The sequence below is a fragment of the Streptomyces cellostaticus genome, assembly GCF_023630175.1.
Classification (GTDB): Bacteria; Actinomycetota; Actinomycetes; order Streptomycetales; family Streptomycetaceae; genus Streptomyces; species Streptomyces cellostaticus_A.
Genome location: NZ_JALLIN010000011.1, coordinates 74,922 through 101,522, shown reverse-complemented (window position 1 = coordinate 101,522; position 26,601 = coordinate 74,922). Strand labels below are relative to the sequence as shown.

General features: G+C 69.9%; 22 protein-coding genes and 1 tRNA gene. 8 read left to right on the top strand and 15 right to left on the bottom strand.

Annotated elements, in window-relative coordinates:
- Positions 1-234: 234 nt before the first annotated feature.
- Together MXD57_RS09650 and clpB are read right to left on the bottom strand one after the other, a co-directional pair.
- Positions 235-765: a YbjN domain-containing protein gene (locus MXD57_RS09650; protein WP_250400917.1), complete on the bottom strand. Its 531-nt coding sequence runs from the start codon at positions 763-765 to the stop codon at positions 235-237.
- 181 nt (positions 766-946) lie between these two features.
- Positions 947-3,544, bottom strand: a complete 2,598-nt coding sequence (gene clpB, locus MXD57_RS09645) for an ATP-dependent chaperone ClpB (RefSeq protein ID WP_250400916.1) — start codon at positions 3,542-3,544, stop codon at positions 947-949.
- A gap of 141 nt (positions 3,545-3,685) precedes the next feature.
- On the opposite strand from clpB, the gene MXD57_RS09640 reads away from it, so the two are divergent.
- On the top strand, positions 3,686-4,099 hold the full coding sequence (locus tag MXD57_RS09640; protein WP_250400915.1) for a pyridoxamine 5'-phosphate oxidase family protein: 414 nt from the start codon (positions 3,686-3,688) through the stop codon (positions 4,097-4,099).
- A gap of 166 nt (positions 4,100-4,265) precedes the next feature.
- Here MXD57_RS09640 and MXD57_RS09635 read toward each other — a convergent pair whose 3' ends face one another.
- Entirely contained in the window at positions 4,266-4,601 is a 336-nt protein-coding gene (locus MXD57_RS09635; protein ID WP_250400914.1) for a hypothetical protein, read from the bottom strand.
- The gene (locus tag MXD57_RS09630; protein WP_199211336.1) at positions 4,598-4,786 is read right to left on the bottom strand and encodes a hypothetical protein; all 189 of its coding nucleotides are present in this window, start codon (positions 4,784-4,786) and stop codon (positions 4,598-4,600) included. Before MXD57_RS09630 ends, MXD57_RS09635 begins: the two co-directional genes overlap by 4 nt.
- A 135-nt stretch (positions 4,787-4,921) precedes the next feature.
- Between MXD57_RS09630 and MXD57_RS09625 the strand changes: the two genes are divergently transcribed.
- Positions 4,922-5,974 carry a helix-turn-helix transcriptional regulator gene (locus MXD57_RS09625; protein WP_250400913.1) on the top strand — a complete coding sequence of 351 codons (1,053 nt, stop codon included), beginning with the start codon at positions 4,922-4,924 and terminating at the stop codon, positions 5,972-5,974.
- A gap of 24 nt (positions 5,975-5,998) precedes the next feature.
- On the opposite strand, the gene MXD57_RS09620 is transcribed toward MXD57_RS09625, so the two are convergent.
- The 7 genes from MXD57_RS09620 to MXD57_RS09590 form a co-directional block, all read right to left on the bottom strand.
- On the bottom strand, positions 5,999-7,051 hold the full coding sequence (locus MXD57_RS09620) for a helix-turn-helix transcriptional regulator (RefSeq protein WP_250400912.1): 1,053 nt from the start codon (positions 7,049-7,051) through the stop codon (positions 5,999-6,001).
- A gap of 172 nt (positions 7,052-7,223) precedes the next feature.
- Positions 7,224-8,330, bottom strand: a complete 1,107-nt coding sequence (locus MXD57_RS09615) for a sugar ABC transporter substrate-binding protein (RefSeq protein WP_250400911.1) — start codon at positions 8,328-8,330, stop codon at positions 7,224-7,226.
- A 307-nt stretch (positions 8,331-8,637) separates the two neighbouring features.
- The gene (locus tag MXD57_RS09610; RefSeq protein WP_250400910.1) at positions 8,638-9,096 is read right to left on the bottom strand and encodes a heat shock protein transcriptional repressor HspR; all 459 of its coding nucleotides are present in this window, start codon (positions 9,094-9,096) and stop codon (positions 8,638-8,640) included.
- Positions 9,097-9,103: 7 nt separating this feature from the next.
- The gene (gene dnaJ, locus MXD57_RS09605) at positions 9,104-10,270 is read right to left on the bottom strand and encodes a molecular chaperone DnaJ (protein WP_250400909.1); all 1,167 of its coding nucleotides are present in this window, start codon (positions 10,268-10,270) and stop codon (positions 9,104-9,106) included.
- Between the two features lie 36 nt (positions 10,271-10,306).
- The gene (gene grpE, locus MXD57_RS09600; RefSeq protein ID WP_250400908.1) at positions 10,307-10,969 is read right to left on the bottom strand and encodes a nucleotide exchange factor GrpE; all 663 of its coding nucleotides are present in this window, start codon (positions 10,967-10,969) and stop codon (positions 10,307-10,309) included.
- Positions 10,966-12,795 carry a molecular chaperone DnaK gene (gene dnaK / locus MXD57_RS09595; RefSeq protein WP_250400907.1) on the bottom strand — a complete coding sequence of 610 codons (1,830 nt, stop codon included), beginning with the start codon at positions 12,793-12,795 and terminating at the stop codon, positions 10,966-10,968. The genes grpE and dnaK overlap by 4 nt, the downstream gene beginning before the upstream one ends.
- A 94-nt stretch (positions 12,796-12,889) precedes the next feature.
- Positions 12,890-13,909, bottom strand: a complete 1,020-nt coding sequence (locus MXD57_RS09590) for an MraY family glycosyltransferase (RefSeq protein WP_250400906.1) — start codon at positions 13,907-13,909, stop codon at positions 12,890-12,892.
- A 193-nt stretch (positions 13,910-14,102) separates the two neighbouring features.
- Between MXD57_RS09590 and MXD57_RS09585 the strand changes: the two genes are divergently transcribed.
- From MXD57_RS09585 to MXD57_RS09575, 3 genes are all read left to right on the top strand, one after another.
- Positions 14,103-16,409 (top strand): heterodisulfide reductase-related iron-sulfur binding cluster, encoded by a 2,307-nt coding sequence (locus MXD57_RS09585; protein WP_250400905.1) that lies wholly within the window; start codon positions 14,103-14,105, stop codon positions 16,407-16,409.
- A gap of 165 nt (positions 16,410-16,574) precedes the next feature.
- Positions 16,575-17,873 (top strand): FG-GAP repeat domain-containing protein, encoded by a 1,299-nt coding sequence (locus MXD57_RS09580; protein ID WP_250400904.1) that lies wholly within the window; start codon positions 16,575-16,577, stop codon positions 17,871-17,873.
- 199 nt (positions 17,874-18,072) lie between these two features.
- The gene (locus tag MXD57_RS09575) at positions 18,073-19,095 is read left to right on the top strand and encodes a Yip1 family protein (protein ID WP_250400903.1); all 1,023 of its coding nucleotides are present in this window, start codon (positions 18,073-18,075) and stop codon (positions 19,093-19,095) included.
- Positions 19,096-19,374: 279 nt separating this feature from the next.
- On the opposite strand, the gene MXD57_RS09570 is transcribed toward MXD57_RS09575, so the two are convergent.
- Both MXD57_RS09570 and dcd read right to left on the bottom strand, forming a co-directional pair.
- Positions 19,375-19,884: a phosphoribosyltransferase gene (locus MXD57_RS09570; protein ID WP_250400902.1), complete on the bottom strand. Its 510-nt coding sequence runs from the start codon at positions 19,882-19,884 to the stop codon at positions 19,375-19,377.
- A 13-nt stretch (positions 19,885-19,897) separates the two neighbouring features.
- Positions 19,898-20,473: a dCTP deaminase gene (gene dcd, locus MXD57_RS09565; protein ID WP_250400901.1), complete on the bottom strand. Its 576-nt coding sequence runs from the start codon at positions 20,471-20,473 to the stop codon at positions 19,898-19,900.
- 524 nt (positions 20,474-20,997) lie between these two features.
- Between dcd and MXD57_RS09560 the strand changes: the two genes are divergently transcribed.
- Positions 20,998-21,071 (top strand) — tRNA-Gly (locus MXD57_RS09560).
- Positions 21,072-21,280: 209 nt separating this feature from the next.
- On the opposite strand, the gene MXD57_RS09555 is transcribed toward MXD57_RS09560, so the two are convergent.
- Positions 21,281-22,474 carry a Shedu anti-phage system protein SduA domain-containing protein gene (locus MXD57_RS09555; RefSeq protein WP_250400900.1) on the bottom strand — a complete coding sequence of 398 codons (1,194 nt, stop codon included), beginning with the start codon at positions 22,472-22,474 and terminating at the stop codon, positions 21,281-21,283.
- Between the two features lie 111 nt (positions 22,475-22,585).
- Positions 22,586-25,219, bottom strand: a complete 2,634-nt coding sequence (locus MXD57_RS09550) for a tetratricopeptide repeat protein (protein WP_250400899.1) — start codon at positions 25,217-25,219, stop codon at positions 22,586-22,588.
- A 297-nt stretch (positions 25,220-25,516) separates the two neighbouring features.
- Between MXD57_RS09550 and MXD57_RS09545 the strand changes: the two genes are divergently transcribed.
- Positions 25,517-25,660 (top strand): hypothetical protein, encoded by a 144-nt coding sequence (locus tag MXD57_RS09545; RefSeq protein ID WP_250400898.1) that lies wholly within the window; start codon positions 25,517-25,519, stop codon positions 25,658-25,660.
- Between the two features lie 196 nt (positions 25,661-25,856).
- Entirely contained in the window at positions 25,857-26,423 is a 567-nt protein-coding gene (locus tag MXD57_RS09540; RefSeq protein WP_250400897.1) for a Uma2 family endonuclease, read from the top strand.
- Positions 26,424-26,601: the final 178 nt, after the last annotated feature.

The window sequence follows — 26,601 nt, the reverse complement described above, 5'->3', positions numbered from 1 at the left end:
CTTGCCCGTGCCGCGCGAACGGCGGTTTCGCCTTCTGCCGTGCGCCGCCGCAGCGGGCGGGCGTGGCGGCCGTCCCCGACGCGGTGGTCCACGACGACCGCGAGGCGGGGGCCGCCGTGAGCGCGGTTCGCTCCCGCGGCCCGCGCGGAGGTGCCGCGGGAAGCGGCGGAGCGGCCGCGGCGCGTCTGAGGGCGGGGTCCGGGGGTCGCGGCCCCCGGACCGGCCGGGGCGGGGTTACTCCCCGTCGTCCTCGGGCTTCTCCGCCTCGTTGACGTCCTCTTCCAGGCCGAGCTGCTCCACCAGCCACTTGTCGAACTCGATCGCGGCCCGCACCCAGCTCACCGTGGAGGAGACGAAGTGGTTGAGGTCGACACCGGTGCCGACCAGCATCTGCGCCTCGCCGATGAGGCGGACGGTGCCGTCGTCGTGGGTGTGGGTGTACACCTTGGGCCACAGCGTGCGGCGGTTCCAGTCGTCGACCGACTCCAGGAGCTGCGGCTTCTCGTCGATCTGGTGGGGGCGGTCGTAGAAGGTCCGCACCGAGAAGACCGCCTGCTCATCCTCCCCGCGGAACATGAAGTACGTGCGGAACTGCTCCCAGGGCGCCGCGAGGTCTCCCTCCTCGTCGACGACGTACTTCAGCTCCATCTGGTCGAGGAGCTGCTTCACGAGGTCCTGATCCGGGACGACGGGGCCCACCGGTCCCTGGGGCTGCGGTTCGGGCTGGCCCCCGAAGTTCGGAATCGAGGACGGGTCGATGCTCACCGTGATTTTCCCTTCATTGGATCCCGCCATCCTCCCCCATGCGGGGAGGGGGGTGGCAAGCCCCGACGCGGCCTGTCAGCCCAGGGCTGACATGATCCGCCGGACCGGGCGGCCCGTGCGGCAGGGGCGGTGCGACCTGGGGGGCGGCGGCCCCCGCCGCCAGGTCGCACCGCCGCTCGCGTCAGAGCGTCCTGCCCGTGACCGGGCCCACGACCAGGCCCCCCTCGAAGCGGTCCACCCGGACCGTGTCGCCGTCCTTGACCTCGCCGGAGAGGATCTCCCTGGCGAGGCGGTCGCCGATCGTGGTCTGCACGAGCCGGCGCAGCGGGCGGGCGCCGTAGGCCGGGTCCAGGCCCTCCTCGGCGAGCCAGGCGAGAGCCTCGGGCGTGACGTCCAGGGTGAGCCGGCGCTCGGCCAGCCGCCCGGCCAGCCGGTCGATCTGGAGCCCCGCGATCCGCTCCAGCTCGGCCTTGGTCAGCGCCGTGAAGACCACCAGGTCGTCGAGCCGGTTGAGGAACTCGGGCTTGAAGGAGGCCCGTACGACCTCCAGCACCTGCTCCCGCTTCTCGGCCTCGCTGCTCACCGGGTCGACCAGGAACTGGCTGCCCAGGTTGGAGGTGAGCACCAGGATGGTGTTGCGGAAGTCGACCGTGCGCCCCTGGCCGTCCGTCAGGCGGCCGTCGTCCAGCACCTGCAGCAGGATGTCGAAGACCTCGGGGTGGGCCTTCTCCACCTCGTCCAGCAGCACCACGCTGTACGGGCGCCGCCGCACCGCCTCGGTGAGCTGGCCGCCCTCCTCGTAGCCGACGTAGCCGGGGGGCGCCCCGACCAGCCGGGCCACGCTGTGCTTCTCGCCGTACTCCGACATGTCGATGCGGACCATGGCCCGCTCGTCGTCGAAGAGGAAGTCGGCGAGCGCCTTGGCCAGTTCGGTCTTGCCGACACCGGTCGGGCCCAGGAAGAGGAAGGAGCCGGTGGGGCGGTCGGGGTCGGCGATCCCGGCCCGGGAGCGCCGCACGGCGTCGCTCACCGCCCGCACGGCCTCGCTCTGGCCGATCAGGCGCCGGCCCAGCTCGTCCTCCATCCGCAGCAGCTTCTGCGTCTCGCCCTCCAGCAGGCGCCCGGCGGGGATGCCGGTCCACGCGCCGACGACGTCGGCGATGTCGTCGGAGCCGACCTCCTCCTTGACCATGGTGTCCCTGGCGACCTCCTCCTCGGCCTCGGAGGCGGCCTCCAGCTCCTTCTCCAGCTCCGGGATACGGCCGTAGAGCAGCTTGGCCGCGGTGTCGAAGTCACCGTCCCGCTGGGCCCGCTCGGCCTGGCCGCGCAGGTCGTCCAGCCCCTCCTTCAGCTCACCGACCCGGTTGAGGGACTGCTTCTCCTTCTCCCAGCGGGCGGTCAGGCCGCGCAGTTCCTCCTCCTTGTCGGCGAGGTCGCGGCGCAGCTTCTCCAGGCGCTCGCGGGAGGCCGCGTCGGTCTCCTTGGCGATCGCCAGCTCCTCCATCTTGAGCCGGTCCACGGAGCGCTGGAGCTCGTCGATCTCCAGCGGGGAGGAGTCGATCTCCATGCGCAGCCGGGAGGCCGCCTCGTCGACCAGGTCGATGGCCTTGTCGGGCAGGAAGCGGGAGGTGATGTACCGGTCGGACAGGGTGGCGGCGGCCACCAGCGCGCTGTCCGCGATCTGCACCTTGTGGTGGGCCTCGTACCGGCCCTTGAGCCCGCGCAGGATGGCGATGGTGTCCTCGACGGTCGGCTCGGCGACCAGCACCTGCTGGAAGCGGCGCTCCAGGGCGGGGTCCTTCTCGATCCGCTCCCGGTACTCGTCCAGGGTCGTGGCGCCGACCATGCGCAGCTCACCGCGGGCCAGCATCGGCTTGAGCATGTTGCCCGCGTCCATGGCGGAGTCGCCGCCGGCACCGGCGCCGACGACGGTGTGCAGCTCGTCGATGAAGGTGATGATCTGCCCGTCGGAGTCCCTGATCTCGGCGAGCACGGACTTCAGCCGCTCCTCGAACTCACCGCGGTACTTGGCGCCGGCCACCATCGCGCCCAGGTCGAGCGCCACCAGCCGCTTGTCCTTCAGCGACTCGGGGACGTCGCCCTTCACGATCCGCTGGGCGAGCCCCTCCACGACGGCGGTCTTGCCGACGCCGGGCTCACCGATGAGGACGGGGTTGTTCTTGGTGCGGCGGCTCAGCACCTGCACGACCCGCCGGATCTCCTGGTCCCGCCCGATGACCGGGTCGAGCCGGCCCTCGCGGGCGGCGGCGGTGAAGTCGGTGCCGAACTTCTCCAGGGCCTTGTACTGACCCTCGGGATCGGCGGTGGTCACGCGGCGTCCTCCCCTGGCCCTGGTGAAGGCCTCTTCGAGCTTCCTGGCGTCGGCGCCCTGCTTCTGGAGCACCTCGCCGGCCGCGCCGCCCTTGGCGGCGATACCGAGGAGCAGGTGCTCGGTGGACAGGTACTCGTCGCCGAGCGCCTTGGCGCGCTCGGTGGCGTCGGCGATGACCGCGAGCAGCTCCCGGTTGGGCTGCGGGGGCGCGACGGTGGAGCCGGTCACGCTGGGCAGGCCGGCCAGCACGCGCTCGGCGCCGGAGCGTACGGCGGCCTGGTCGGCCTCGACGGCGGCGAGCAGGTCGGTGATGTTCTCGTTGTCCTGGCCCTCGAGCAGAGCCAGCAGCAGGTGAGCGGGGGTGAGGTCCGGGTGCCCCCCGGTGACTGCGCGATTGCCGGCCGCGTTGATCGCGTCCCGGCTCCTGTTGGTCAGCTCGGCGTCCACGTGTCCGTTCTCCTCCTCGGCGTCGGCTCGGCGGCCGGGTCCTTCCCAGTGCTGACTTGACCAGCGTACACAAAGTTGAGTCTATTCCACTCAAGGCACGGCAGGGAGCGGGACGGGGGAATATCCGGCTAGGTTTCGGCCATGGCCCAGCACTCCGTAGACCCGGCTGCCCCGGACGAGCCCTATGTCGCCTTCTGGCGGGAACGGCATCTGTGCACCCTGACGACCCTGCGCCCGGACGGCAGTCCGCACGTGGTGCCGGTCGGGGTGACCTACGACCCCGGGGCGCGGCTGGCCCGGGTGATCACGAACGGGGGAAGCGCGAAGGCGGCCCACGTCCGCGCGGCCGGCACCGAGGGCGCCCGGGTCGCGGTGTGCCAGGTGGACGGCCGCCGCTGGGCCACCCTGGAGGGCAGGGCGCGGGTGCGCGACGAGCGCGAGCGGGTGGCGGAGGCGGAGCGGCGGTACGCCGAGCGCTACCACCGGGTGCCGGCGGAGAACCCGCGGCGGGTGGTCATCGAGATCGAGGTCGAGCGGGCACTCGGGCACGGCTGACACCGCCCGCCCGGCACGCCGCGACCGTCGGTTTTGAGCCAAGGTGGGAACACGCACATATCACTGGACACCCGCACAAACTGCAGCGGCGTCACCGTGTTCAGGTCACGGTGACGCCGCTGCGGGGGGAAGTACCTGAGCGATCTGTTACGACGGGGGAATCGCGTCAGGCACTGCGGGGGGTGGCTGAGATGGTCGTGAGTTCCGGGTCCTCCGGCTCCGCGAGCCGGTGGTCCCTCTGGTCCAGGTTCACAAAGATCATGCCGTAGCGGATGGCGCACCGCACCGGCTGCGGCGCCCCGCGCGGCTTGCGCAGGCACCGGTAGGCCCGTACGTCCTCGTCCTCGTCCCGCGTGACGACGACCGGCTCTCCGAACACGGTCACCATCAGCGAGTCACCACTGTGGGGGATGGCGGTGACCAGGTCGATGAAGTGCCAGCCGGAACGGTAGGCGGTGGCCATCTCTCGCCGGAAGGACCGGTCGTCGGGCGGGGTGGTCATGCCCTCGCACCCGCCCTCACGACGTCCCAGCCGAGATCCTGCCCGGACGCGGTCTGGCTCGTGCGGGGCGTGATGTCCCAGCCGAGATCCAGCGCGGAGTCCGCGTGACCGGCCGGCCGTACGATGTCCCAGCCGAGGTCCAGCGTGCTCACCGTGCCGAAGACCAGTCCTGTGGAGAAGGCCACGGCAAGTACTGAGCGAAGCATTCTCTTGCACATGATGGGCTTCGTCCTCACTTCCCCTGTGTCTCTCCCCCGCCCTCAAGACGATGGCTCATCAAGCCACGTCAAAGCCACAGAAGCGGTGCATCATGTTCCTGCATGTACAGGACCCTGGGGGGTGGAGATTTGCCTAATACTCACACAAACGAGACACATCATCCTCACGGGATGACAGATCTCTGTGAAGACGGCAAGCGCCTGTACGCCGACGCGCTGCGGCTGGGACGCGTCGCCCGCCCGGAGGCGGAAGTCGCCCCCTGCCTGCTGGAACTCGCCCTGCTGCACCCCGATCCGGACGACCCCAAGTGGCTGCGGCCGGTACCGCCCGCCGCCGCGCTCGCCCAGCGCCTGCACCCGATCGAACGAGAGATCCAGCAGCGCAGACACGCCGCGATCGAACTCACCGACTCCTTCGAGCCATTCATGGCCATCAGCGCCCAGAGTACGGGGGAGACCAACGCGGTCACGGTGCACGAGGGCATCGAGCGGATCAACGCGGCCATCGAACGGGCCACGGCCGACTGCCGGCACGAGGTGCTCACCGTGCAGCCCGGCGGCGGACGCAGCGAGAACGTCCTCGGGATCGCCCTGAAACGGGGTCAGGCCGTCATCGACCGCGGCATCTCCATGCGCACCCTGTACCAGCACACGGTGCGGCACAGCCAGGGGACGCTCGCGTACGCGGAGATCATGGCCAAGGGCAGGGTGGAGATCCGCACGCTCGAGGAGCTGATCGAGCGTCTGATGATCTTCGACCGCGAGGTCGCCTTCATCCCGGCCCGCGACGACCGCCAGGTGGCACTGGAACTGCGGCACCCCGGCCTGGTCGAGTACCTGGTCAAGGTCTTCGAACAGCTCTGGCGGCGCGGCGTGCCCCTCCTGGAGGAGCCGGCCTACGCTCCCCCGGTCGACGGCGTCACCGGCGTGCAGCGCTCCATCGCCAAGCTCCTGGTCGAGGGCCACGTGGACGAGGCGATCGCCCGGCGGCTCGGCATGAACGTGCGTACCTGCCGGGCCCACATCGCCAAGCTGGCCGCCGCGCTCGGCAGTGGCAGCCGTGCCCAGCTCGGGTTCCTCATCGCCCGCTCCGGGCTGCTGGACCAGGAACCGGACCAGGAACCCGGGACGCCGGTCCCGGGACAGCACCACTGACGACGGGGCGCGGGACCGGGCGCCTCAGCGGACGCTCGGGGAGCCCTGGCCGGGCACGCCCAGCGCGGCGCTCGTGGCCTGCGGGCCGCTGCGCGGGGGGCCGTCCAGGCCCACCTGGGCGAGGCGGACGCCCAGTTGGGTACGGCTCGCCGCGCCCAGTGTGTCCGACAGCCGGGCGATGTGCGCCCGGCAGGTACGGACGCTGATGCCGAGCCGCTCGGCGATCACCGCGTCCTGGTGGCCCTCGGCGAGCAGCGCGGCGATGGACCGCTCGCGGTGCGAGATGCCCTCGATCCCGGTGTCGGGCAGCGGGGCCGTCAGCGGCAGCGCCAGGCGCCAGAGCCGCTCGAAGACGGTCACCAGGTACTCGACCAGGGCCGGGTGCCGCAGTTCGAGGGCCATCGTGCGCTCGGAGTTGGCGGGGATGAACGCGACCGTGCGGTCGAAGAGGATCAGCCGGTCGATGACCTCGTCCAGGGTGCGGGCCTCGACCGCGCCGCCCATCAGCTCCAGGTAGTTGAGCAGCCCCTGCCCGTGCCGGGCGACGTGCGTGTACAGATCGCGCATGCGCACGCCCCGGCCGCGCAGCGCCAGCGCCCGGTGCAGCCCCTCGGTCAGCTCGGCCTCGCGCCGGATGCCGCCGGGCTGCACGGTGAGCACCTCCGCGGTGCACGCCGCGGTCGCCTCGTCCATCGCGGCCTGGATTCGGGAGAGCCCGTCCAGCACCCGGATGGCCGTGCCCTCACCGGACGCCGACAGCGCCTGGAGCTGCCGCCCGAGATCCGCGTACCACTCGAAGGCGGCGACCGCCGAGCCCACCCGCCGCTGGCTCTCCCTGACCTCGTCGTGGACCCCGCGCAGCAGCCGGGTCATGACCTCCTGCGGCGAGGTCGGCACCAGCCAGTCCATGTCGTCCGGATCGGGGTGCAGCAGGGCCAGTTCGAGCAGGCAGGGCACCGGCTCGGCGTCCGTGCGCGGTACCCGCCCCCGGCGTACGGCCCGGGAATACACGCGATCCCCGGCTTCGCACAGCCGGTCGGCACCGTGAGGGTGCTGCTCCGTCCCGTGCCCGGCCATCGCCCATTCCACCCCCGGTTGCCGCCTCTTCCGCAGCGCAACTATGCGCGGCCGGGACCGGGTCCGCAACACGGCTCCGGCCGCCCGGAGCGGGGAAAACGGCCGGTATACGCCGTTGCGTACGGTCTTCCGCCCGCCCCGACCGCAACAACCTGGGGGGGTGGGACACGGGCTACTTCAGGCCCATGGACGCGCAGGCCGCCTTGTACTTGGCCGTGCAGATGTCGCCGACCGAGTAGATCCCGTCGGCGACGACGGTGCCCTTGATCTTGCCCCGGGTCAGCGCGCTCACCTGGACGAGGCGGGACGGGATGTTCTTGTCGGTGGGGCTGTCGACCCGGTCCTGGGTCAGGGCGTCGAACTGGATGCCCTTGCCCTGCACCTTGGTGACGGCCATCTGGGCGGCGGCCTCGGCCTCGTCCGGGTAGGACTTGTAGACGCTCATGTACTGCTCGCCGGCGACGATCCGCTGCACCGCGTCCAGTTCGGCGTCCTGGCCGGTGATCGGGGGCAGGGTGGTGACACCGGCCGCCTTCAGGGCCTTGATGACACCGCCGGCCATGCCGTCGTTGGCGGAGTAGACCGCGGCGATGTTGTCCTTGCCGATCTGGCCGATCGCCTTGGCCATGTTGGCCTCGGCGTTCTCCGGCTTCCAGTCGGTGGTGTCGAAGGACGCCGCGATGTCGACCTTGCCGTTCAGCTCGGACATCGCGCCCTGCTTGAACTGCTTGGCGTTGGGGTCCGTGGGCGAGCCGTTCATCATGACGACCTTGTCGGAGGTGTCCACGCCCGAACCCAGGGCCTCGAGCAGCGTGCGGCCCTGCACCTCGCCGACCAGCTCGTTGTCGAAGGAGATGTAGGCGTCGATCGGGCCCTCGGCGAGACGGTCGTAGGCGATGACCGGGATGCCCGCCTCCTGGGCCTTCTTCACCTCGCCGACGATGCCGTGCGAGTCGACCGCGTCGAGCAGGATCACGTCGACCTTGTCGTCGATCATCGACTGCATCTGGCCGGCCTGCCGGGCGGCGTCCGCGTCCGCGTTGGCGTACCGGACCGTGCCCTTCTTGTGGGTCAGCTCGGCCACCTTGCTCTTGATGATCGGGTAGTCGAACCGGTCGTAGCGGGTGTTCGCCTTCTCCGGCAGCAGCAGCCCGATGGTGACGTCGTCGCCCTTCGTCGGGCTCGCGCTCGCACCGTCCCCCGTCGCGTCCAGCACGCCGCACCCGGCGAGCGAAAGGATCATCGTGGACGCTGCCACGGATATGGCGATACGACGCATTCGAGGGCTCACTTCAGGTGCGATCCGGACGTGGGTGCTGCTTTACGACCCAGGTGTCTGAAAAGACAACGCGGAGCGGCCACCCGGCGTCAAGCGGAACTACTTAACGAGTGCGCAACAGCACGCTCCGCCGTACCTGTGAAGGAGGAGCGGAACCCCCTCCAAACGGCCTTTACGGACCCTCCACGTAAAGGAAGTTCACACGCGTGCAAAGATCCGGGCAATCTCGGCGGGCGCCGCGCACGCGGAAGGGGCCGGGGACGGTCTCCCGTCCCCGGCCCCTTCCGGTGCCGTCCGCCGCGGGCGGTCAGTCCGCCTGCTGCTGCCGCTTCGGCCGCCAGACCACCAGGGCGCTGGTCTGCTGCACCTCCTGATACGGCACCAGGTCGCGCCGGTAGGAGGCGTGGACGGCGGCCTCGCGCTGCCGCATCGCGGCCGCCGCGCCGTCCAGGGCCGACTGCAGCTCCGCGACGCGGGACTGGAGCGCGGCGACCTGGTTCTCCAGTTCGATGATGCGCTTGATACCGGCCAGGTTGATGCCCTCGTCCTGGGACAACGCCTGAACCTGGCGGAGCAGCTCGATGTCCCGGGCCGAGTAGCGGCGGCCCCGGCCGGCCGTGCGGTCGGGGGAGACCAGACCCAGACGGTCGTACTGGCGCAGGGTCTGCGGATGGAGTCCGGAGAGCTGGGCCGCCACCGAGATGACGTAGACCGGGGTCTCCTCGGTCAGTTCATACGGGTTACGCCGACGGCCGGGTGTGTCCATGGGGCCCTCAATCTCCCTTCGCGGCCTCGAACAGCTCCGCCCGCGGGTCCTCGCCCGCGGTCGCCTCGCGATACGCCTCGAGCGCGTCACGAGCCTTCCCCGACAGGTCCTTCGGGACACTCACCTCGACGGTGACCAGGAGGTCGCCGCGGGTGCCGTCCTTGCGGACCGCGCCCTTGCCCCGGGCGCGCATGGTGCGGCCGTTCGGGGTGCCGGGCGGCAGTTTCAGGGTGACCGGTGGGCCGCCGAGGGTCGGGACCCGCACCTCGCCGCCGAGGGCCGCCTCGGGATACGTCACCGGCACGGTGACGGTGAGGTTGTCGTCCTTGCGCCCGAAGACCGGGTGCTCGCCGACGTGCACGACCACGTAGAGGTCGCCCGCCGGTCCGCCCCGTTCACCGGGCGCCCCCTTGCCGCGCAGCCGGATCCGCTGCCCGTCCGTCACTCCGGACGGGATGCGGACCTGCATGGTGCGCGAGGACTTGGCGCGGCCGCTGCCCTTGCACTCCAGGCAGGGGTGCTCGGCGATCAGGCCGCGGCCCTTGCAGTCGGGGCAGGGGTCGGTGAGCGAGAACCCGCCGCCCGAACCCCGGGCGACCTGTCCGGTGCCGACGCAGGTCGGGCACACGCGCGGTGTGCCGTTCTTGTCGCCGGTGCCCGAACAGGCCTTGCAGGGCGCCTGGGAGGACATCCGCAGCGGCACCGTGGCGCCCTCGATGGCCTCCGTGAAGCTCAGCGTGACCTCGGTGTCGATGTCCTGGCCGCGCCGCGGCTGGGTCCGGGTCGTGCCCGTCCCACCGCGGTTGAACAGGCCGCCGAAGACGTCGCCGAGCCCACCGCCGAAGCTGCCCGAGCTCTGCGCGTTGCCCCCGAAGAGGTCGCCGAGGTCGAAGTTGAGGTTGCCGCCGGCGCCCGGCCCGGGGCGGAAGCCGCCGTTGCCGAACAGGGCGCGCGCCTCGTCGTACTCCTTGCGCTTCTTCGGGTCGCCGAGGACGTCGTTCGCCTCGGAGATCTCCTTGAAGCGCTCCTCGGCCCTGGTGTTGCCCTTGTTGGCGTCCGGGTGGAACTCGCGGGCGAGCTTCCGGTACGCCTTCTTGATCTCGGCCTCGGTGGCGTCCTTGGGGACGCCGAGGACCTTGTAGTAGTCCTTCTCGATGAAGTCCTTGGTACTCATCCCCGACGTCCCTCCTTCCTGTCCCCGGTGATGACGTCAGCCCTCCTCCGGGCCACCGTTCTCCTTGTCGTCGGCGGCGTCCGCCTCGGTGTTCTCCTCGGCGCCCTCGGCCTTGACGGTCTGCGCGCCGGGCTGCGGTTCGGCGACGGCCACCCGCGCGGGGCGGATGGTGCGCTCGCCGATGCGGTACCCGGGCTGCAGGATGGCCACGCAGGTCGTCTCGGTGACGTCCGGCGCGTAGCTGTGCATCAGGGCCTCGTGGATCGTCGGGTCGAAGGGCTCGCCCTCCTTGCCGAACTGCTGCAGGCCCATCTTGGCCGCGACGGTCTCCAGCGACTCGGCCACCGACTTGAAGCCGCCGACCAGTTCGCCGTGCTCCCGTGCCCGGCCGATGTCGTCGAGCACGGGCAGGAGCTCGGTCAGGAGGTTCGCGATGGCGATCTCCCGGACCGCGACCCGGTCGCGTTCGACGCGGCGGCGGTAGTTCTGGTACTCGGCCTGCAGGCGCTGGAGGTCCCGCGTGCGCTCGTTCAGTGCCGTGCGCACCTGGTCCAGCTGTGCCACCAGGCCGGCGTCTGCGGTTGCGTCCCCGGCCGGGGCCGCCCCCTCCTCGGGGGCGGCCTTCGGCTCGGCGTCGTCGGGGGTGGCGCCGGAGGGGACGTCGGGCTTCTCCTCGAAGCCCGGGGTCTCCTCCGTCACGCGGCACCGTCCTTGCGCTCGTCGTCGACGATCTCGGCGTCGACGACGTCGTCGTCCGCCTTGGCCTCACCCTCGGGCGCGCCACCGGCGGCCTGGGCGTCGGCGTACATGGCCTGACCCAGCTTCTGCGAGACGGCCGCGACCTTCTCGGTGGCGGTGCGGATCTCGGTGGTGTCCTCGCCCTTGAGCTTCTCCTTCAGCTCGGCGACGGCCTCCTCGACCTCGGTCTTGACCTCGCCGGGGACCTTGTCCTCGTTGTCCTTGAGGAACTTCTCGGTCTGGTAGACGAGCTGCTCGCCCTGGTTGCGGCTCTCGGCGGCCTCGCGGCGGCGGTGGTCCTCCTCCGCGTACTGCTCGGCCTCCTGGCGCATGCGGTCGACCTCGTCCTTCGGCAGCGAGGAGCCGCCGGTGACGGTCATCTTCTGCTCCTTGCCCGTGCCCAGGTCCTTGGCGGTCACGTGCATGATGCCGTTGGCGTCGATGTCGAAGGACACCTCGATCTGCGGGACGCCGCGCGGCGCCGGCGGCAGACCGGTCAGCTCGAACATGCCGAGCTTCTTGTTGTAGGCCGCGATCTCACGCTCGCCCTGGTACACCTGGATCTGCACCGACGGCTGGTTGTCCTCGGCCGTGGTGAAGATCTCCGAGCGCTTGGTCGGGATCGTGGTGTTGCGCTCGATGAGCTTGGTCATGATGCCGCCCTTGGTCTCGATGCCGAGGGACAGCGGGGTGACGTCGAGGAGCAGGACGTCCTTGACCTCGCCCTTGAGGACACCGGCCTGGAGCGAGGCGCCGATGGCGACGACCTCGTCCGGGTTCACACCCTTGTTGGCCTCCTTGCCGCCGGTCAGCTCCTTGACGAGCTCGGCGACGGCGGGCATACGGGTGGAGCCGCCGACGAGGACGACGTGGTCGATCTCGCTGAGCTGGATGCCCGCGTCCTTGATGACGTTGTGGAACGGCGTCTTGCAGCGCTCCAGAAGGTCCGCGGTGAGCTGCTGGAACTGGGCCCGGGTGAGCTTCTCGTCCAGGTGCAGCGGGCCCTCGGCGGACGCGGTGATGTAGGGCAGGTTGATCGACGTCTCGGAGGACGAGGACAGCTCGATCTTCGCCTTCTCGGCGGCCTCGCGCAGACGCTGCAGCGCCATCTTGTCCTTGGCGAGGTCCACGCCGTGGCCGGCCTTGAACTGCTGCACCAGGTAGTCGACGACGCGCTGGTCCCAGTCGTCACCACCGAGGTGGTTGTCACCGTTGGTCGCCTTCACCTCGACGACGCCGTCGCCGATCTCCAGGAGGGACACGTCGAAGGTGCCGCCACCGAGGTCGAAGACGAGGATCGTCTGGTCGTCCTTGTCCAGGCCGTAGGCGAGCGCCGCCGCGGTGGGCTCGTTGACGATGCGCAGGACGTTCAGGCCGGCGATCTCGCCGGCCTCCTTCGTCGCCTGGCGCTCGGAGTCGTTGAAGTAGGCCGGGACGGTGATGACCGCGTCCGTGACCTTCTCGCCCAGGTAGGACTCGGCGTCCCGCTTCAGCTTCTGCAGGATGAAGGCGGAGATCTGCTGCGGGTTGAAGTCCTTCCCGTCGAGCTGGATCTTCCAGTCGGTGCCCATGTGGCGCTTGACGGACCGGATGGTCCGGTCCACGTTCGTGACCGCCTGGCGCTTGGCCACCTCGCCGACGAGCACCTCACCGTTCTTCGCGAAGGCGACGACGGACGGCGTGGTCCTGGCACCCTCGGCGTTGGTGATGACGGTGGGCTCGCCGCCCTCCAGAACGCTGACGACGGAGTTAGTCGTGCCCAGGTCGATGCCGACCGCACGTGCCATGGTTGATTCCTCCAGCTGACTTGAGTGGAACAGGCTCAAGTGTGCATGAGAGGGCCCTCGCGGTCAACAGACCTGAGTCGAGCTCGCTCAACTCTTATCCGTTCCTTACACGCAACTGGCCTCTGACCTGCGTCGATGCCGTTCTTCGAGGTGGCTGAACGGAAATGCGAAGGAGTACGAGAACGACGAAGACCACCCCGCCGACCACCCAGAGCACCGCCCTGCCCCCGGTCCACCCCGTGTGCACGAGCACCCCCGCGAGCACGGACGAGAACGATCCGGCACCCAGCAGCACGACCGCCCCCGGCGGGGTCGGCCCGAGCCGCCGCAGCCGGTGCGCCAGATGGTCCGGGCCCCGCCGGAGCAGCGGACGGCGGGAGGTGAGCCGCACGAGGACGACCAGGAGGAAGTCGGCGGCGGCCACGGCGCTCAGGCTGAACACCACACCCCCGCTCTGCTCGAGCCCGTACCCCGCGCGCGTGAAGACGACCGCCGAGGAGAGCAGGAAGCCGCTGAAGAGGGATCCGCACGCCCCGAGCCCCACGCGCGCGGGGTGCCAGTTGTGCATCAGGAACCCGGTCAGCGCGGCGGCGAACACGCTGAGCAGCACGGCGAGGCCGTCCATCAGTTCCGCCGCGGCACAGACCCCGGCCCCGAAGGCGGTGACCACCCCGACGGTCCCGGCCAGCCCGTCGGCGTGGTCGAGCCCCTTGAAGGCGAGCGTGGCGAAGACGATCCACCCCACGGCCAGGAGGCCGCCCCAGGCGCCCGTCTCGTCGTACGGCACCACGCAGGCCGCCGCCACGGCCGCGCCCGTGACCAGTACCCGCGCCCGCAGCCGCCACACGTCGGCGACCAGCCCCAGTAAGGCGATCCCGGCGGCGGCGGCGAGCAGTCGGCCGACCCCGTAGCCGAACGGGGCGACCCCGATCCACTGCCCCGCCCAGGCGACCAGGCAGGTGACGGCCGCGACGGCCACTCCCCCGAGCACCGGAAGGGGCCGCTGCCGCCGCCGGTCCACGATTCCCGCGCGCAGCGCGGGCACCCGGAGCAGCGCCGCGAGCACGGCGGTGAGAAGGAGGGCGGCGCAGGCCGCGGCGATCCCGTAGAGCACGGCTCTAAGTTAGGCGCGAAAGCAGCAAATCGGTATGAATAACACGATCGGATTGCCAGTCGGCTCAGGCAGACCTCAGCGATCCAGATCACCTCGCGCCTGGCTACAGTGCGAGTGAAGATGCGGGTAGTCTCGAACGGACTGCATAAGTTACCGCTTAGTAATTTCCCTCGCAGGCCCGAGGAGCCCCGAAATGCAACTCGCCGCGATCATCGTGTCGCTGGTTCTGATCGTGGTCGGCGTGGCCCTGTTCGCCCGCGCCCTCCTGCAGATCTACAACTTCATGCGGCTCGGCCAGAACGTGCCCGCGGGCACCCGAACCGACGAGCCCGGCCGGCGCACCGTCACCGTGGTCAGGGAGTTCCTCGGCCACACCCGGATGAACCGCTGGGGCGTCGTCGGTGTCGCGCACTGGTTCGTGGCGGTCGGATTCTTCTCGCTGCTGCTGACGATCGTCAACGCCCTCGGCCAGCTCTTCCAGGCCGACTGGCTCCTGCCGGTCATCGGCGACTGGGCGCCGTACAACGTCTTCGTCGAGTTCATCGGCACGATGACGGTGCTCGGCATCCTGGTCCTGATCGTCATCCGCCAGCTCACGCACCCGCGCAAGCCGGGCCGCAAGTCCCGCTTCGCCGGCTCGAACTTCGGCCAGGCGTACTTCGTCGAGGCCGTCATCCTCATCGTCGGCGTCTGCATCTTCATGCTGCACGCGCTGGAGGGCGCCCAGCACCACGTGGACGGCTACGAGGCCTCGTTCTTCATCTCGTACCCGGTCGTCCACTGGTTCGAGGGCATGGACGTCGCCACGCTCCAGAACCTCACCTACTTCTTCGCCGGCCTGAAGATCGCGACGTCCTTCATCTGGATGATCACGGTCGCCCTGAGGACCGACATGGGCGTGGCCTGGCACCGGTTCCTCGCCTTCCCCAACATCTGGTTCAAGCGCGAGGCCGACGGCGGCACCGCCCTCGGCGCCCTGCTCCCGATGACCTCCGGCGGCGAGCCGATCGACTTCGAGGACCCGGGCGAGGACGACGTCTTCGGCGTCTCCCAGGTCGAGCAGTTCTCCTGGAAGGGCCTGCTGGACTTCTCCACCTGCACCGAGTGCGGCCGCTGCCAGTCGCAGTGCCCCGCCTGGAACACCGGCAAGCCGCTCTCCCCGAAGCTGCTGATCATGTCGCTGCGGGACCACGCCCACGCCAAGGCGCCGTACCTGCTGGCCGGCGGCGGCAAGACCATGGAGGGCGCGGAGAAGGCCTCCGAGGAGCAGCTCGCGGACGTGCCCGCCGCCGCCCTCGCGGAGGCCGAGCGGCCGCTGATCGGCACCGCCGAGGAGAACGGCGTCATCGACCCGGACGTCCTGTGGTCCTGCACCACCTGCGGCGCCTGCGTCGAGCAGTGCCCCGTCGACATCGAGCACGTCGACCACATCGTCGACATGCGCCGCTACCAGGTCATGATCGAGTCCGCGTTCCCGTCCGAGGCGGGCACGATGCTCAAGAACCTGGAGAAGAAGGGCAACCCCTGGGGCCTGGCGAAGAAGCAGCGCCTGGAGTGGCTCAAGGAGGTCGACTTCGAGGTCCCGGTCGTCGGCAAGGACATCGAGGACCTCACCGAGGTCGAGTACCTGTACTGGGTCGGCTGCGCCGGTGCCCTGGAGGACCGCGCCAAGAAGACCACCAAGGCCTTCGCCGAGCTGCTGCACATCGCGGGCGTGAAGTTCGCGATCATGGGCGGCGACGAGAAGTGCACCGGTGACTCCGCCCGCCGCCTGGGCAACGAGCCCCTGTTCCAGGAGCTCGGCATGGAGAACGTCATGGCCCTGAACACGGCGTTCGGCGAGGAGCTGGACGACGACGGCAAGGTCACGGCGGAGTCCAGGAAGCCGAAGTCGGCGAAGAAGATCGTCGCCACCTGCCCGCACTGCCTCAACACGCTCGGCAACGAGTACCCGCAGCTCGGCGGCGACTACGAGGTCATCCACCACACCCAGCTGCTCCAGCACCTGGTGGACGAGGGCAAGCTGATCCCCGTCACCCCGGTCGAGGGCATCATCACCTACCACGACCCGTGCTACCTGGGCCGCCACAACAAGATCTACACGCCCCCGCGCGAGATCATCGGCAAGGTCCCGGGCCTGCGCAACGAGGAGATGCACCGCCACAAGGAGCGCGGCTTCTGCTGCGGCGCCGGCGGCGCCCGGATGTGGATGGAGGAGCGGATCGGCAAGCGCATCAACAACGAGCGCGTCGACGAGGCCCTCTCGCTGAACCCGGACATCGTCTCCACCGCCTGCCCGTTCTGCCTGGTCATGCTGACCGACTCGGTCAACGGCAAGAAGGCCGCGGCTGAAAGCGGCTCCGCCGCGGGCGTCAAGCCCAAGGAGTCCATCCAGGTCGTGGACGTCGCCCAGTTGCTCCTCGACTCCGTCAGGACGCCGGTCGACCCGGCGGGCGAGGCGGAGACGGAGAGCGAGCCGGAGCCGGAGCCGGTGAAGTGACCACCCGCTGACCAGCCCACGGCGCCCCCGGACCGCACCTCGGTCCGGGGGCGCCGCGGTGTCCGCGGGCCGGCCGTGACCGATCCGCCGCCCCGCCCCTTACCCCGCCCCGGGGGCGCGTGCATGATGGCGGGGTCGTCGTCCGAGAGTCGGGAGAGGTGCGCGGTGCGCGTGCGCAGACGTGGGACCAGTACCGCGGCCACCGCCGTCCTCTGCGGCACCCTGCTCCTCGCCGCCTGCGGCCCGGGCGGTGCCGGCGGCGCGCAGGGATCCCCGCCCGCCCGGACGGCCGACGCCCCCGCGCGGCTTCCCGTGCCGCGCGGCGCGGGGAGCGACGTCCCCGACGACTTCAACGGCGACGGCCACCGCGACCTCGTCCTCAACGACCTCGTCAAGAAGGACAGCCACGCCGACGACGCGGGCATCGGGATCGTCTACGGCGGCCCGCACGGACTCGCACCCGGCGCACGGCAACTGCTCACCCCGAAAAGGCGGGCCGCTCCCACCGAGGGGCGGCTCCCGGCCGTCTTCGACGCGGAGGAGGGCTGCGACCTGGACGGCGACGGCTTCACCGACCTGATCGTCTCCACCGACCCGCCCTACGACGGCCAGGGCCGGCCCCCGGTGCCGCTGCAGGTGCTCTTCGGCTCTCCCGCAGGGCTGACCGGCCGCGCCGTGAGGCTCACCGTCCCGGACCGCGCCCGCTTCGGCAACGACTGGCCGGACCAGCCGGTGTGCGGCGACTTCGACGGGGACGGCAGCGAGGACCTGGTGCTGCACGCGTCCGGCGGCAGGCTGTCCTACCTGCGCGGCCCGTTCGGCCGGAACGGCGCCCCGCGCGCGGCCGGCGCCCCGCTGGCCTCCCCCGGCGAGGTGCCCGCCGGGCCCGCGGCCGACGTCGACGGCGACGGCAGCGACGACCTCGTGGTCCGCGCCGCGCAGGGCGCCGGCCCGGCCTCGCTGGTCCTCGGGGGCCCGGCCGGCCCCGTCCGCACCGGCACCCGGCTGCCCGCCGGCGTCGACGTGGCCCTCGGCCGCTTCGGCCGCGGCACGGCCCTGGACGCGGCGGTCGGCGGAGCGGCGGAAACGTCTCTGCGCTACGACCTGCCCACCCCCGCCGCGCGGGCGGCACTCACCGTGCCCGGCACGATGCTGGACGCCGCCGACTTCGACGGCGACGGCCGCGACGAACTCGTCTCCAGCGGCTCCCGGCTGCGTGTCCTGCGGGCGGGGCCGGCCGGGCTGTCCGGGACGGGCGCGGTCACCCTCGCGCCGCCCGCACCCGGCACCACCCGGGTCCTCGCGGCCGGCGACTTCGACGGGGACGGGCGGGCGGACCTGGTGGTGCGGACGCACCGGGGCGGAACGCGGGACACCGTCGCGGTGTACCGGGGGTCGGCCGAGGACCTGCTCGGCCGCAGGCCCGCGATGACCTTCTCCAGCTCGGAGTTCCTTTCCGGGTGATCCGGGCCGGCCCGGATCACCCGGCGGGCCCGTCGGCGACCGGGCCGAAGGCGACCGGGCCCCGGACGGGACCACCACCGGACCCCGCGCCGTCTCCCCGGGCACCCCGGTCGTCCCGCCGCGGGCGCACCCGTTCTCCGGCGCCGACCCCGCCGGCTTTCGCCGACCTCCCCCACCGACCCTGACGGTCCCTTAGGGGATGTCACAGGTCAGCCGCAAAGCCGGGCCCGGACACCCTGGTCCGGTACGTCGGTCCCCGGGACCAGGTACGTTCGATGACGTGGCTGGATTCAGGATCGGACGCGGGGGCCGGGACAACCGCACCCCCCAAGGACAGCAGGCGCCGCAGGGACCGTCGTACGGACAGGGGCGGCCGGGCGGGCCCGCGCAGGGACGGCCGGGACCGTCGTACGGACGGCCCGCGGGTCCCTCGTACGGCTATCCGGCGGCGCCGCAGCCGCCGTACCCGCAGCAGGGGCAGCCGTACGGGTACCAGGGACGGGCCGACGACGGCCCGGAGTACTTCGGCGACGGCGGACCGGGCGGCGGACACGGCGGGCACGACCCGTACGCGGCGAACAACCCGGGCCACACCCAGGCGTTCTCGGTCGACGAGGCCGCCGGCTACACCCAGGGCTCGACGTACCACGCCGGCGCGGCCGCGCCGTCCGGCCCGATCGGCCCGCCCCTGCACTGGAAGGAACTGCTGAAGGGCGTCGTCCTCGCCCCGAACCAGACGTTCCTGCGGATGCGGGACTACACGATGTGGGCCCCGGCTCTCATCGTCACCTTCCTCTACGGCCTGCTCGCCGTCTTCGGCTTCGACGGGGCCCGCGCGGAAGCGATCAACGCGACGCTGTCCAACGCGATCCCGATCGTCCTGATCACGGCCGTGGCGATGGTGCTGAGCGCCTTCGTCCTCGGTGTGGTCACCCACACCCTGGCCCGCCAGCTCGGCGGCGACGGTGCCTGGCAGCCCACGGTCGGCCTCTCCATGCTGATCATGTCCCTCACGGACGCGCCCCGCCTGGTCTTCGCCATGTTCTTCGGCGGCGACGCCGGCTTCGTCCAGCTCCTCGGCTGGGCCACGTGGATCGGCGCGGGCGCCCTGCTCACTCTGATGGTGTCCCGCTCGCACGACCTGCCCTGGCCGAAGGCGCTGGCAGCGTCGGCCATCCAGCTCGTCGCGCTGCTGTCGATCGTGAAGCTGGGCACGTTCTAGGGCCGCGCCGGTCAGGGTCCGCCCGTCGGACGTCGTGACGGGGCGGACCCCGGCGGACCCCGGCGGACGCGGCACCGGCCCGCCCCGTCGCCACTCGCGAAGGCCCCCGCGCTCGCCCCGCCGGGGGCCTTTCACATCTGCTCGGGCAGGAACCGCGCGGGTGAGGCTGTCCGGGGGAGATGCGGGGCACCGCAGCATGCCCAGTGATCATGGTCTGACGGCACGGTCCGGCGGCCGGACGGCACACGGGCCTCCGGCCGCCGGACCGGTCCGGGCGTCCTAGAGCGCGTCCTTGGACGGCGTCACCGGTGTACCGGACTTACGGCACGGAGGCAGCACGGACCACGGGAAGTTGATCCAGTCCTCGGTCCGCTTCCAGACGTACTCGCACTTCACCAGCGAGTGGGGCTTCTCGTAGATCACCGCGGAGCGCACCTCGGCGACGGTGTCGAGGCAGAAGTCGCGCACCAGCTTGAGCGTCTTGCCGGTGTCCGCCACGTCGTCCGTGATCAGCACCTTCTTGTCGGAGAAGTCGATCACGTTCGGCACGGGCGCGAGCATGACGGGCATCTCTAGGGTGGTGCCGACGCCGGTGTAGAACTCCACGTTGACCAGGTGGATGTTCTTGCAGTCGAGGGCGTAGGCCAGCCCGCCCGCCACGAACACGCCGCCACGCGCGATGCTCAGCACGACGTCGGGCTCGTAACCGTCGTCCGCGATGGTCTGCGCCAGCTCGCGGATCGCGGTGCCGAACCGCTCGTAGGTCAGGTTCTCCCGCGCCTCGCTCATCTGGTGGCCGCTCTCACACCTGGGTCCGGTGGAAGTTCAGGAAGGACCGGGAGGCGGTCGGCCCACGCTGCCCCTGGTACCGGGAGCCGTAGCGCTCGCTGCCGTACGGGTGCTCGGCCGGCGAGGTCAGCCGGAACATGCAGAGCTGACCGATCTTCATTCCGGGCCAGAGCTTGATCGGCAGGGTGGCGAGGTTGGACAGCTCCAGCGTCACGTGACCGCTGAACCCCGGGTCGATGAACCCTGCGGTGGAGTGCGTGACGAGCCCGAGCCGGCCGAGCGAGCTCTTCCCCTCCAGACGCGAGGCGAGGTCGTCGGGGAGCGTGATCACCTCGTACGTCGAGGCGAGCACGAACTCACCGGGGTGCAGGATGAACGGCTCGTCCCCCTCGGGCTCGACCAGCCGGGTCAGATCGGCCTGCTCGATCGCGGGGTCGATGTGCGGGTACCGGTGGTTCTCGAACACCCGGAAGTACCGGTCCAGCCGGACGTCGATGCTCGACGGCTGCACCATGGTTTCGTCGTAGGGATCGATCCGCACCCGCCCGGCGTCGATCTCGGCCCGGATGTCCTTGTCTGAGAGAAGCACGCCCCGAGGATACGCAAGGCGCGCGGAGCGCCGACAATCGCGACGGCTCCGCGCGCCTCTGTTCGTGTGCGGTCGGGTCCGGCTACCGCTTCTCCAGGGCGACCGGCACCACACTGCGGAGCCGGGCACACCGTGGACACCTCACGAGCCGGCCGGGGCCCAGCCGCTCGGCCTTCTGCATCGGGAACGAAGTGGCGCTGAAGACGTGCCCGTCCGCGCAACGAACGACGGTGCGTTCCATCAAATCCCTCAAGTCCCTTCCCCAAGAGCCTCGTCGTCCTGCTGCCCTGACGACGAAAGCCACATTACGGGATCAAAGAGACGACTCTCCAGGCGGCACTCCGGCCTCGCCCGGCCCCTCTCCCACCCCGCCACGGTACGCCCCAACTCCGTTCCCCCGCAGCGGTATCCCATGCCCCGGACGCACGTGAACCCCCCGGGTCCGGGCACCGGGGGTCCACGATGGGGTACAGTGAGCGAGCGTTCGGTCATCGGCTCCGCGGAGCCGATGTGTCCGTAATTACGCGGGTGTAGTTTAATGGTAGAACATCAGCTTCCCAAGCTGAGAGCGCGAGTTCGATTCTCGTCACCCGCTCCACGAAGAAGGCCCAGGTCAAAGACCCGGGCCTTCGCCATGTGTCCAGTGCCACGGCCCCCACAGGGCCGCATCTGACGGCCTGCTCACGCCGGTGTTCGAGACCGCCCGGCCCACGCTGTATCGACAGTCCCCAGTACGGAGCTGGCCCACTGTCGGGTCCAGGATGAACCGATCACAGCAAGTGTGGAGCGCATTTCATGGCCTCCACGTCAAATAACATCGCCTAGCGCAAGGGCCCTCTCTGCACTGTCGATAAGTTCTTTGTAAGTGAGAACTTCGACCCGATTCAGATGTGATGCGTGAACGCGCAGAGCCTCATTGATATCCGCCTCATCAACTTCCGGCTGACTTAGCGGGTGCCCAATGAGAATTAGTGCGCTTGCGCGACGCGTATCGACCCCGAACTCCCTCAATATGCGTTCTCGATCCTCGTCCAGGCCGACGAGATAATTGATGGCCTGACCCACAGCATCATGCACTTCTCTTCTTGGCACCCAGGAGCCTCGATGCTCCTTCACCAGCTTCACTCCTGCGGCTCTTTTTAGTTCGACTACGTGAAGAGAGCCATCACCACGGATGAGCGGGATATCAACCTCATCCCCAGGCACCAGCCTTCGCTGCCGAGCCTCACCGATGAAGTGTCCGCCGAATATCCAGTACATCCCCTTCAGTTCCTGCTGCAGAGCGTGTTCGGTGGTAGTGGCGTCTTCGGTCAGCCGACGCAACTCACGCAGGCGGGCCGCCCTGCGCTGCAGCTCTGCGGCACGCAGGACCGTAAGGCCGTCTTCGTCCGCCGCCAGGACGGCCAGCGCTTCAGGGGATGACACGATTCGGCGCGCAGATCCCGCTGGATCTGCCACCTCTACCCGATTCTCCAGCACTCGCTCCGTCCATAGCGCACGCTCAGCTATCCCCCGAGGGATGTAATAGCGTGCTGGATCTTCTACGGGAGCTTGCATGAATTTAGCGTCCGCACCCAACTTGCGGATGTGTTCCAAAACATCCGAAACAACAGCTTCAGGGTGGCCGTTGAGATACTTCTCGACTTCCGCACACCAGAATTCGTTGATCGTGACCATGGTTCTTGCGATCGAATCAAGCCCCAATTTGTCACGAGGGCCGCGATCCAGGTAATGCAATCGATACTTCTCTTCATAGTCGGGCCTGAGCAGTCTCCCTTCTGTATAATAGAGAGCATCTTGAAGGGCCCGCACAATCTCCCATTCTTCTGCTTGAGCGGCCGAGAATCGTGCCGCACCGAGGAGTTCCGCAAGTCGCTTTCCTCCTTTTCGCTTTCCTCCGGTTCCGGACTGTACGTGGCGCAGAGTTACGGTGACTGCGCTCCGCACGGTTTCCGCCGTAGCGGCAGAGAGGATCCTTGTGAGGTGGATCTCGAGAGCCATGTCGGATCGTGTGGACATGAGCAGGAGTCTGACGCACGGGTCTGACACGCCATCCGATGGAGTTTCTGTTGGCTGCGCGGTAGTGGTGACCCAACGCCGGCATGCTCCGCATCAGTCTCCGGCTGTTCGGACGTGGCCCAGCCGCCGAACCGCCGGCGGGGCCGCACTCCACGGTTTCGAGATCTCGCCGTAGGGCTCCCAGCCGTACCGCCGCATGCACTGAGCGTCCTCCATGCGACCGGCCGCCTCCAGCAGTTCAGCGTACTGACGCCAGGCGTACGGGTCACCGGTCCGCGAGGCGCGGCGGAGCCAGGCGAGAGCCTCGTCCGTGCGACCCGCGATGCGGAGCTGCTCGGCCACGGCGGACCGCTGGTCCGGGTAGCCCTTCTCGCCGTGACGGTCCGCGCACGACTTCAACCAGTCAAAGGTCTCGTCCGGCCCCTCGGCTGCCGTCATCAGGCGAGCGATCTGCGGGAAGACCTCCGGATCACCTCCTTCCGCCGCACGCTGGTAGCAGGCGAGGGCCTCCGAGGGTCTCCCCAGTTGCTCGTGCAGGGCGGCGACATGCACCACCGCGTCCCGTCGACCGGTGTCGGCCTCTTTCTGGTACGGGACGAGTGCTTCCGCCAGGCGGCCATGCTGCCTGAGCGCCTCTGGCGTGTTCGTGCCCTTCTCCCGAAGGGCACCCTTGGCGAGCTCCTCCACGAAATCCAGCAGTGCGGTCAAATCGCGCCGCACCGCGTCGTCCTGGCCCTCCTCATCGGCAAGGCTTCGCAATCGGCTTCGAAGGAGGGCGTCCATGGCCAGGTGCCGGAACAACGCGTGCTCTACCCAAGGGATACCGCCTCCGTCCCTCCTGCCTTCTTCCGCTGCACGGGGCAACAGCCACGCCAGGACGGTGAGGCCGCTGTCACCGCGCTCCCGCATCAGGGCGGCCGTCTCCACCACTGCGTACCCACCACTCGCCTCGGCCTCTTGCTGAAGGTGGACGAGTGCTTCCCCCGTCCGCCCCGCCTGCTGCAGCAGGTAAGCCAGCTCTGCACGTCCGCCGTGCACGCCGGCATCGGCCGCGCGTCTGAGGCAGACTTCTGCTTCCAGGAGCTCTCCAGCCCTGCGCAGAAGCATGCCGGCGTAGAGCCAGCCATACGTTCGTCCCGCTTCGGCGGCTTTCCTGTGCCAGGCCACCGCAACGTCCGGCCGGGTCGCCTCCATGAGCCCGGCCACCCGGCCCATGGCCGCGACGTTCCCGGCTTCCGCGAGAGGCAGGCACCACAGCAGTGCATCGTCCGGTCTCCCCTCTTCCTCCAAGAACTGAGCCGCTGCCATGGCAGCACCCGGCACCCCGGCTTCCACCCCTGCCGCGAGCAGACGCAGGGCGACCCTCAGGTGCCCCCTGTCCCTGGCCGCCTCGGCCAACGCGATGAAGGAATCCCGCGCGGCGTGGTCCACCAGTGCGTCCCACAGCCCCGCCGGTGGTTCTTTGGTGCGCCTTTCCTTCCTGCCGTGCTGATCCAGGTAGTCCGCGAGTCTGACGTCGTCGGTGAGGACGCGAGGCCTGCCCGGCTCACGGAAGATGACGGGCGTTAGAGGGCCCCGAGTTCCACGCCTCGGCTCGCTGAGTTCCGCCAGTGCGTGCTCGATCTCACCGTCCGCCACCAAGTCGTACTGGTCAGTGGAGAGGTAGTGGCGGATCGACGCTTCCAGGAGGATGCGCGGGAGGGGTATGTCGTGCCCGAGACGGCGGACATCCATGGCTGACTCGATCAGGGCCCTCTGAAGGGCCGTGGCGGTCTCATACCGGTCGATGAGCGCTCGACCACCCGCGAGGTACTGCGTGATCCGCCCTGGCCTCCCCTGTTCCAGCGCTTCCTTGAGCCGGGGGTCCGCACTGGCCAGGCGCCGCAGCTCGGGCATGTCCGTGTCCTCGAAGGTGTCCGGTACCCGGTAGTGCTTCCCGGTGAGGAGGGCACGGGCCTGTGCATGCGTATCTCCGCGGTCGCCGTCTTTACGCGGCTTCACCAGATCCGCCCACAGGCCGGGCCATGTCGTGCCCAGGACGAGCAGCGGCCCCCGCCGCGGGTCGTTGAGTACTTCTCGCAGGTGGGCAGCGGCCTGTTCGCCCCGGTCTCCGCTCAGGAAGCGGTGGATCTCGTCGAGCCACAGGGCGGTGCGGGGAGTGATCTCGGCCAATGCGGCGATCAGTGCTTCGGCGGGGCTCGGTACCAGAGGAAGCACGAGCCGCCAGTCCGGCGGGAGCAGGTTGAGCGCTTCCCAGCACGCCCTCGTCTTGCCGGTCGATGATTCACCGACGAGGACGGCGAGTACGCCGACCGGCTGCCTGGCGGACCGCGCGACGAGGCCGTTCACCACGTCGGCCAGCCACCGGTCGTGCTGCCGTTCGACGTAGAGGGGAAGTAACGGCAACCCCGACGCGCCACCGCCATCGATAGCCTCGTGCACTTCCAGCGTGAACGGATCGGTGAACTCACGGACCGGCCGCCCGGGGCCGGCCAGCATCGTACGCAGGACCCGCACCGGCTGCGCCTGCTCCAGCAGGTTGCGCCAATGACGCTCGTTGACACTTTCACCCGCCCAGGAACTCCACAGTCGCACCAGCGCCAGAACGTCGTCGCTGCTCCTGTCGCTCGGGACCTTCGGTTCCTTGTCGCTTGTCGGTACCCAGTCGCTGATCCGCTGGTCGCCGACTCTCCTCCCGTACGGAGGCCTGGCGAGCGCCTGGATCACCTCTCGCCGTGAGTACCGGAGGCCGGCTCGGCGGCGGGCCTCCCACGCCTGTTGCTCCAGTGCGCGCAACTGCTCGTAGAGCAGTCGCGCCTCCCGAGACCGTGTTGTCACCCGTGCTCCCCCTCCTTAGCGCCGCGCCCGGGACCGCCCGCAGCGGGTGCAGCGGGCACCTCGTCGGCCAGCAGCGTAGAACGAGAAACGCCCGGTCCTCCCGCCCGGCCGTGTCTCTTCCAAGCCACCGCACGAAACTCGGACCGCCAGCTCGCAGCAGCGACGAGATGATCGGAGGAGACCTCGATGAGCAAGCTCACGGAACGAAAGCGGCTGCGAACCGCTCGTCGCCTGGGGCGTGCCGCCCTGTTCGCCGCCGTACGCGGCGTCGCCACGGCTGCAGGCTCTGCTCTCGTCGGGTGCGGCCTGGTGTGGTGGCAGAGCCGTTGAACGAATCGCAGGCCGGCGCCAGAGCGGCAACGCGGTGGGTCAAGCCCGATGCTCATGAGCACAACACGCCGCTCTTCCACTCGGCGAGGGAGAGTGTCGAGGCGACCGAGGTCTCCGAGCCGCCCCGGGCGCGTGCGAGTCGGTACGCTGAGCGCAGCGGGATCGGGCCCGCCGCACAGTGTCCGGGAGGCGTGTCATGACTGCCGAGATGGTGGCCCCGGCGTGGATGCACCAGCAGATCACGGCCGAGGAGTACGAGTCGTGGTCCGAGGAGCAGTGCGCCGGCATCGAGATCGTGGACGGAATGGTCGTCGTGAGCCCCAGCGCATCCAAGCGGCACAATCGGCTGGCCCGACTCCTGGCGAACGCCCTGGACGCCGCAGCCGGCCCCGACTGGAACGCCGACACGGATTTCGACGTCCGGCTCCAGGACGTCCCGCTGACCAATCGCCGCCCCGACGTCATCGTCTACCGTGCGGACACGATCGACATCACGCCCACCCGTCCGGAGCACGTACTGCTTGTGGCCGAGGTGGTGTCACCGGGCTCGGAGACCACCGACCGGATCGTGAAGGTGGACCAGTACGCCAAGGCCGGGATCGGCTTCTACTGGCGGATCGAGCAGGCCGCGACGGGCACACCGCTGGTGTATACGTACCTGCTCGATCCTGCGACGAGGACATACCGCGAAGGGGACGTGTTCGCCAGCACCCTGAAGATCACCGTCCCCTTCGCGGCGGAGATCGACCTCGGCCAGATCTGAACCGGCCGCAGGGCAGTCAGAGGGGCTGCTCAGCCTGCAGTGGTGCGCCCGGCGGACTCCTGCGGGATGTGCGAAAGCAACCAAGGTTCGCTCGAGCGAGCAGAGCCCGGAGGCGTGGAACCCACACGGACGCCGCCGCACCTCTGGTCGGACAGCTTCACCGTGCCGTGCCCACCGC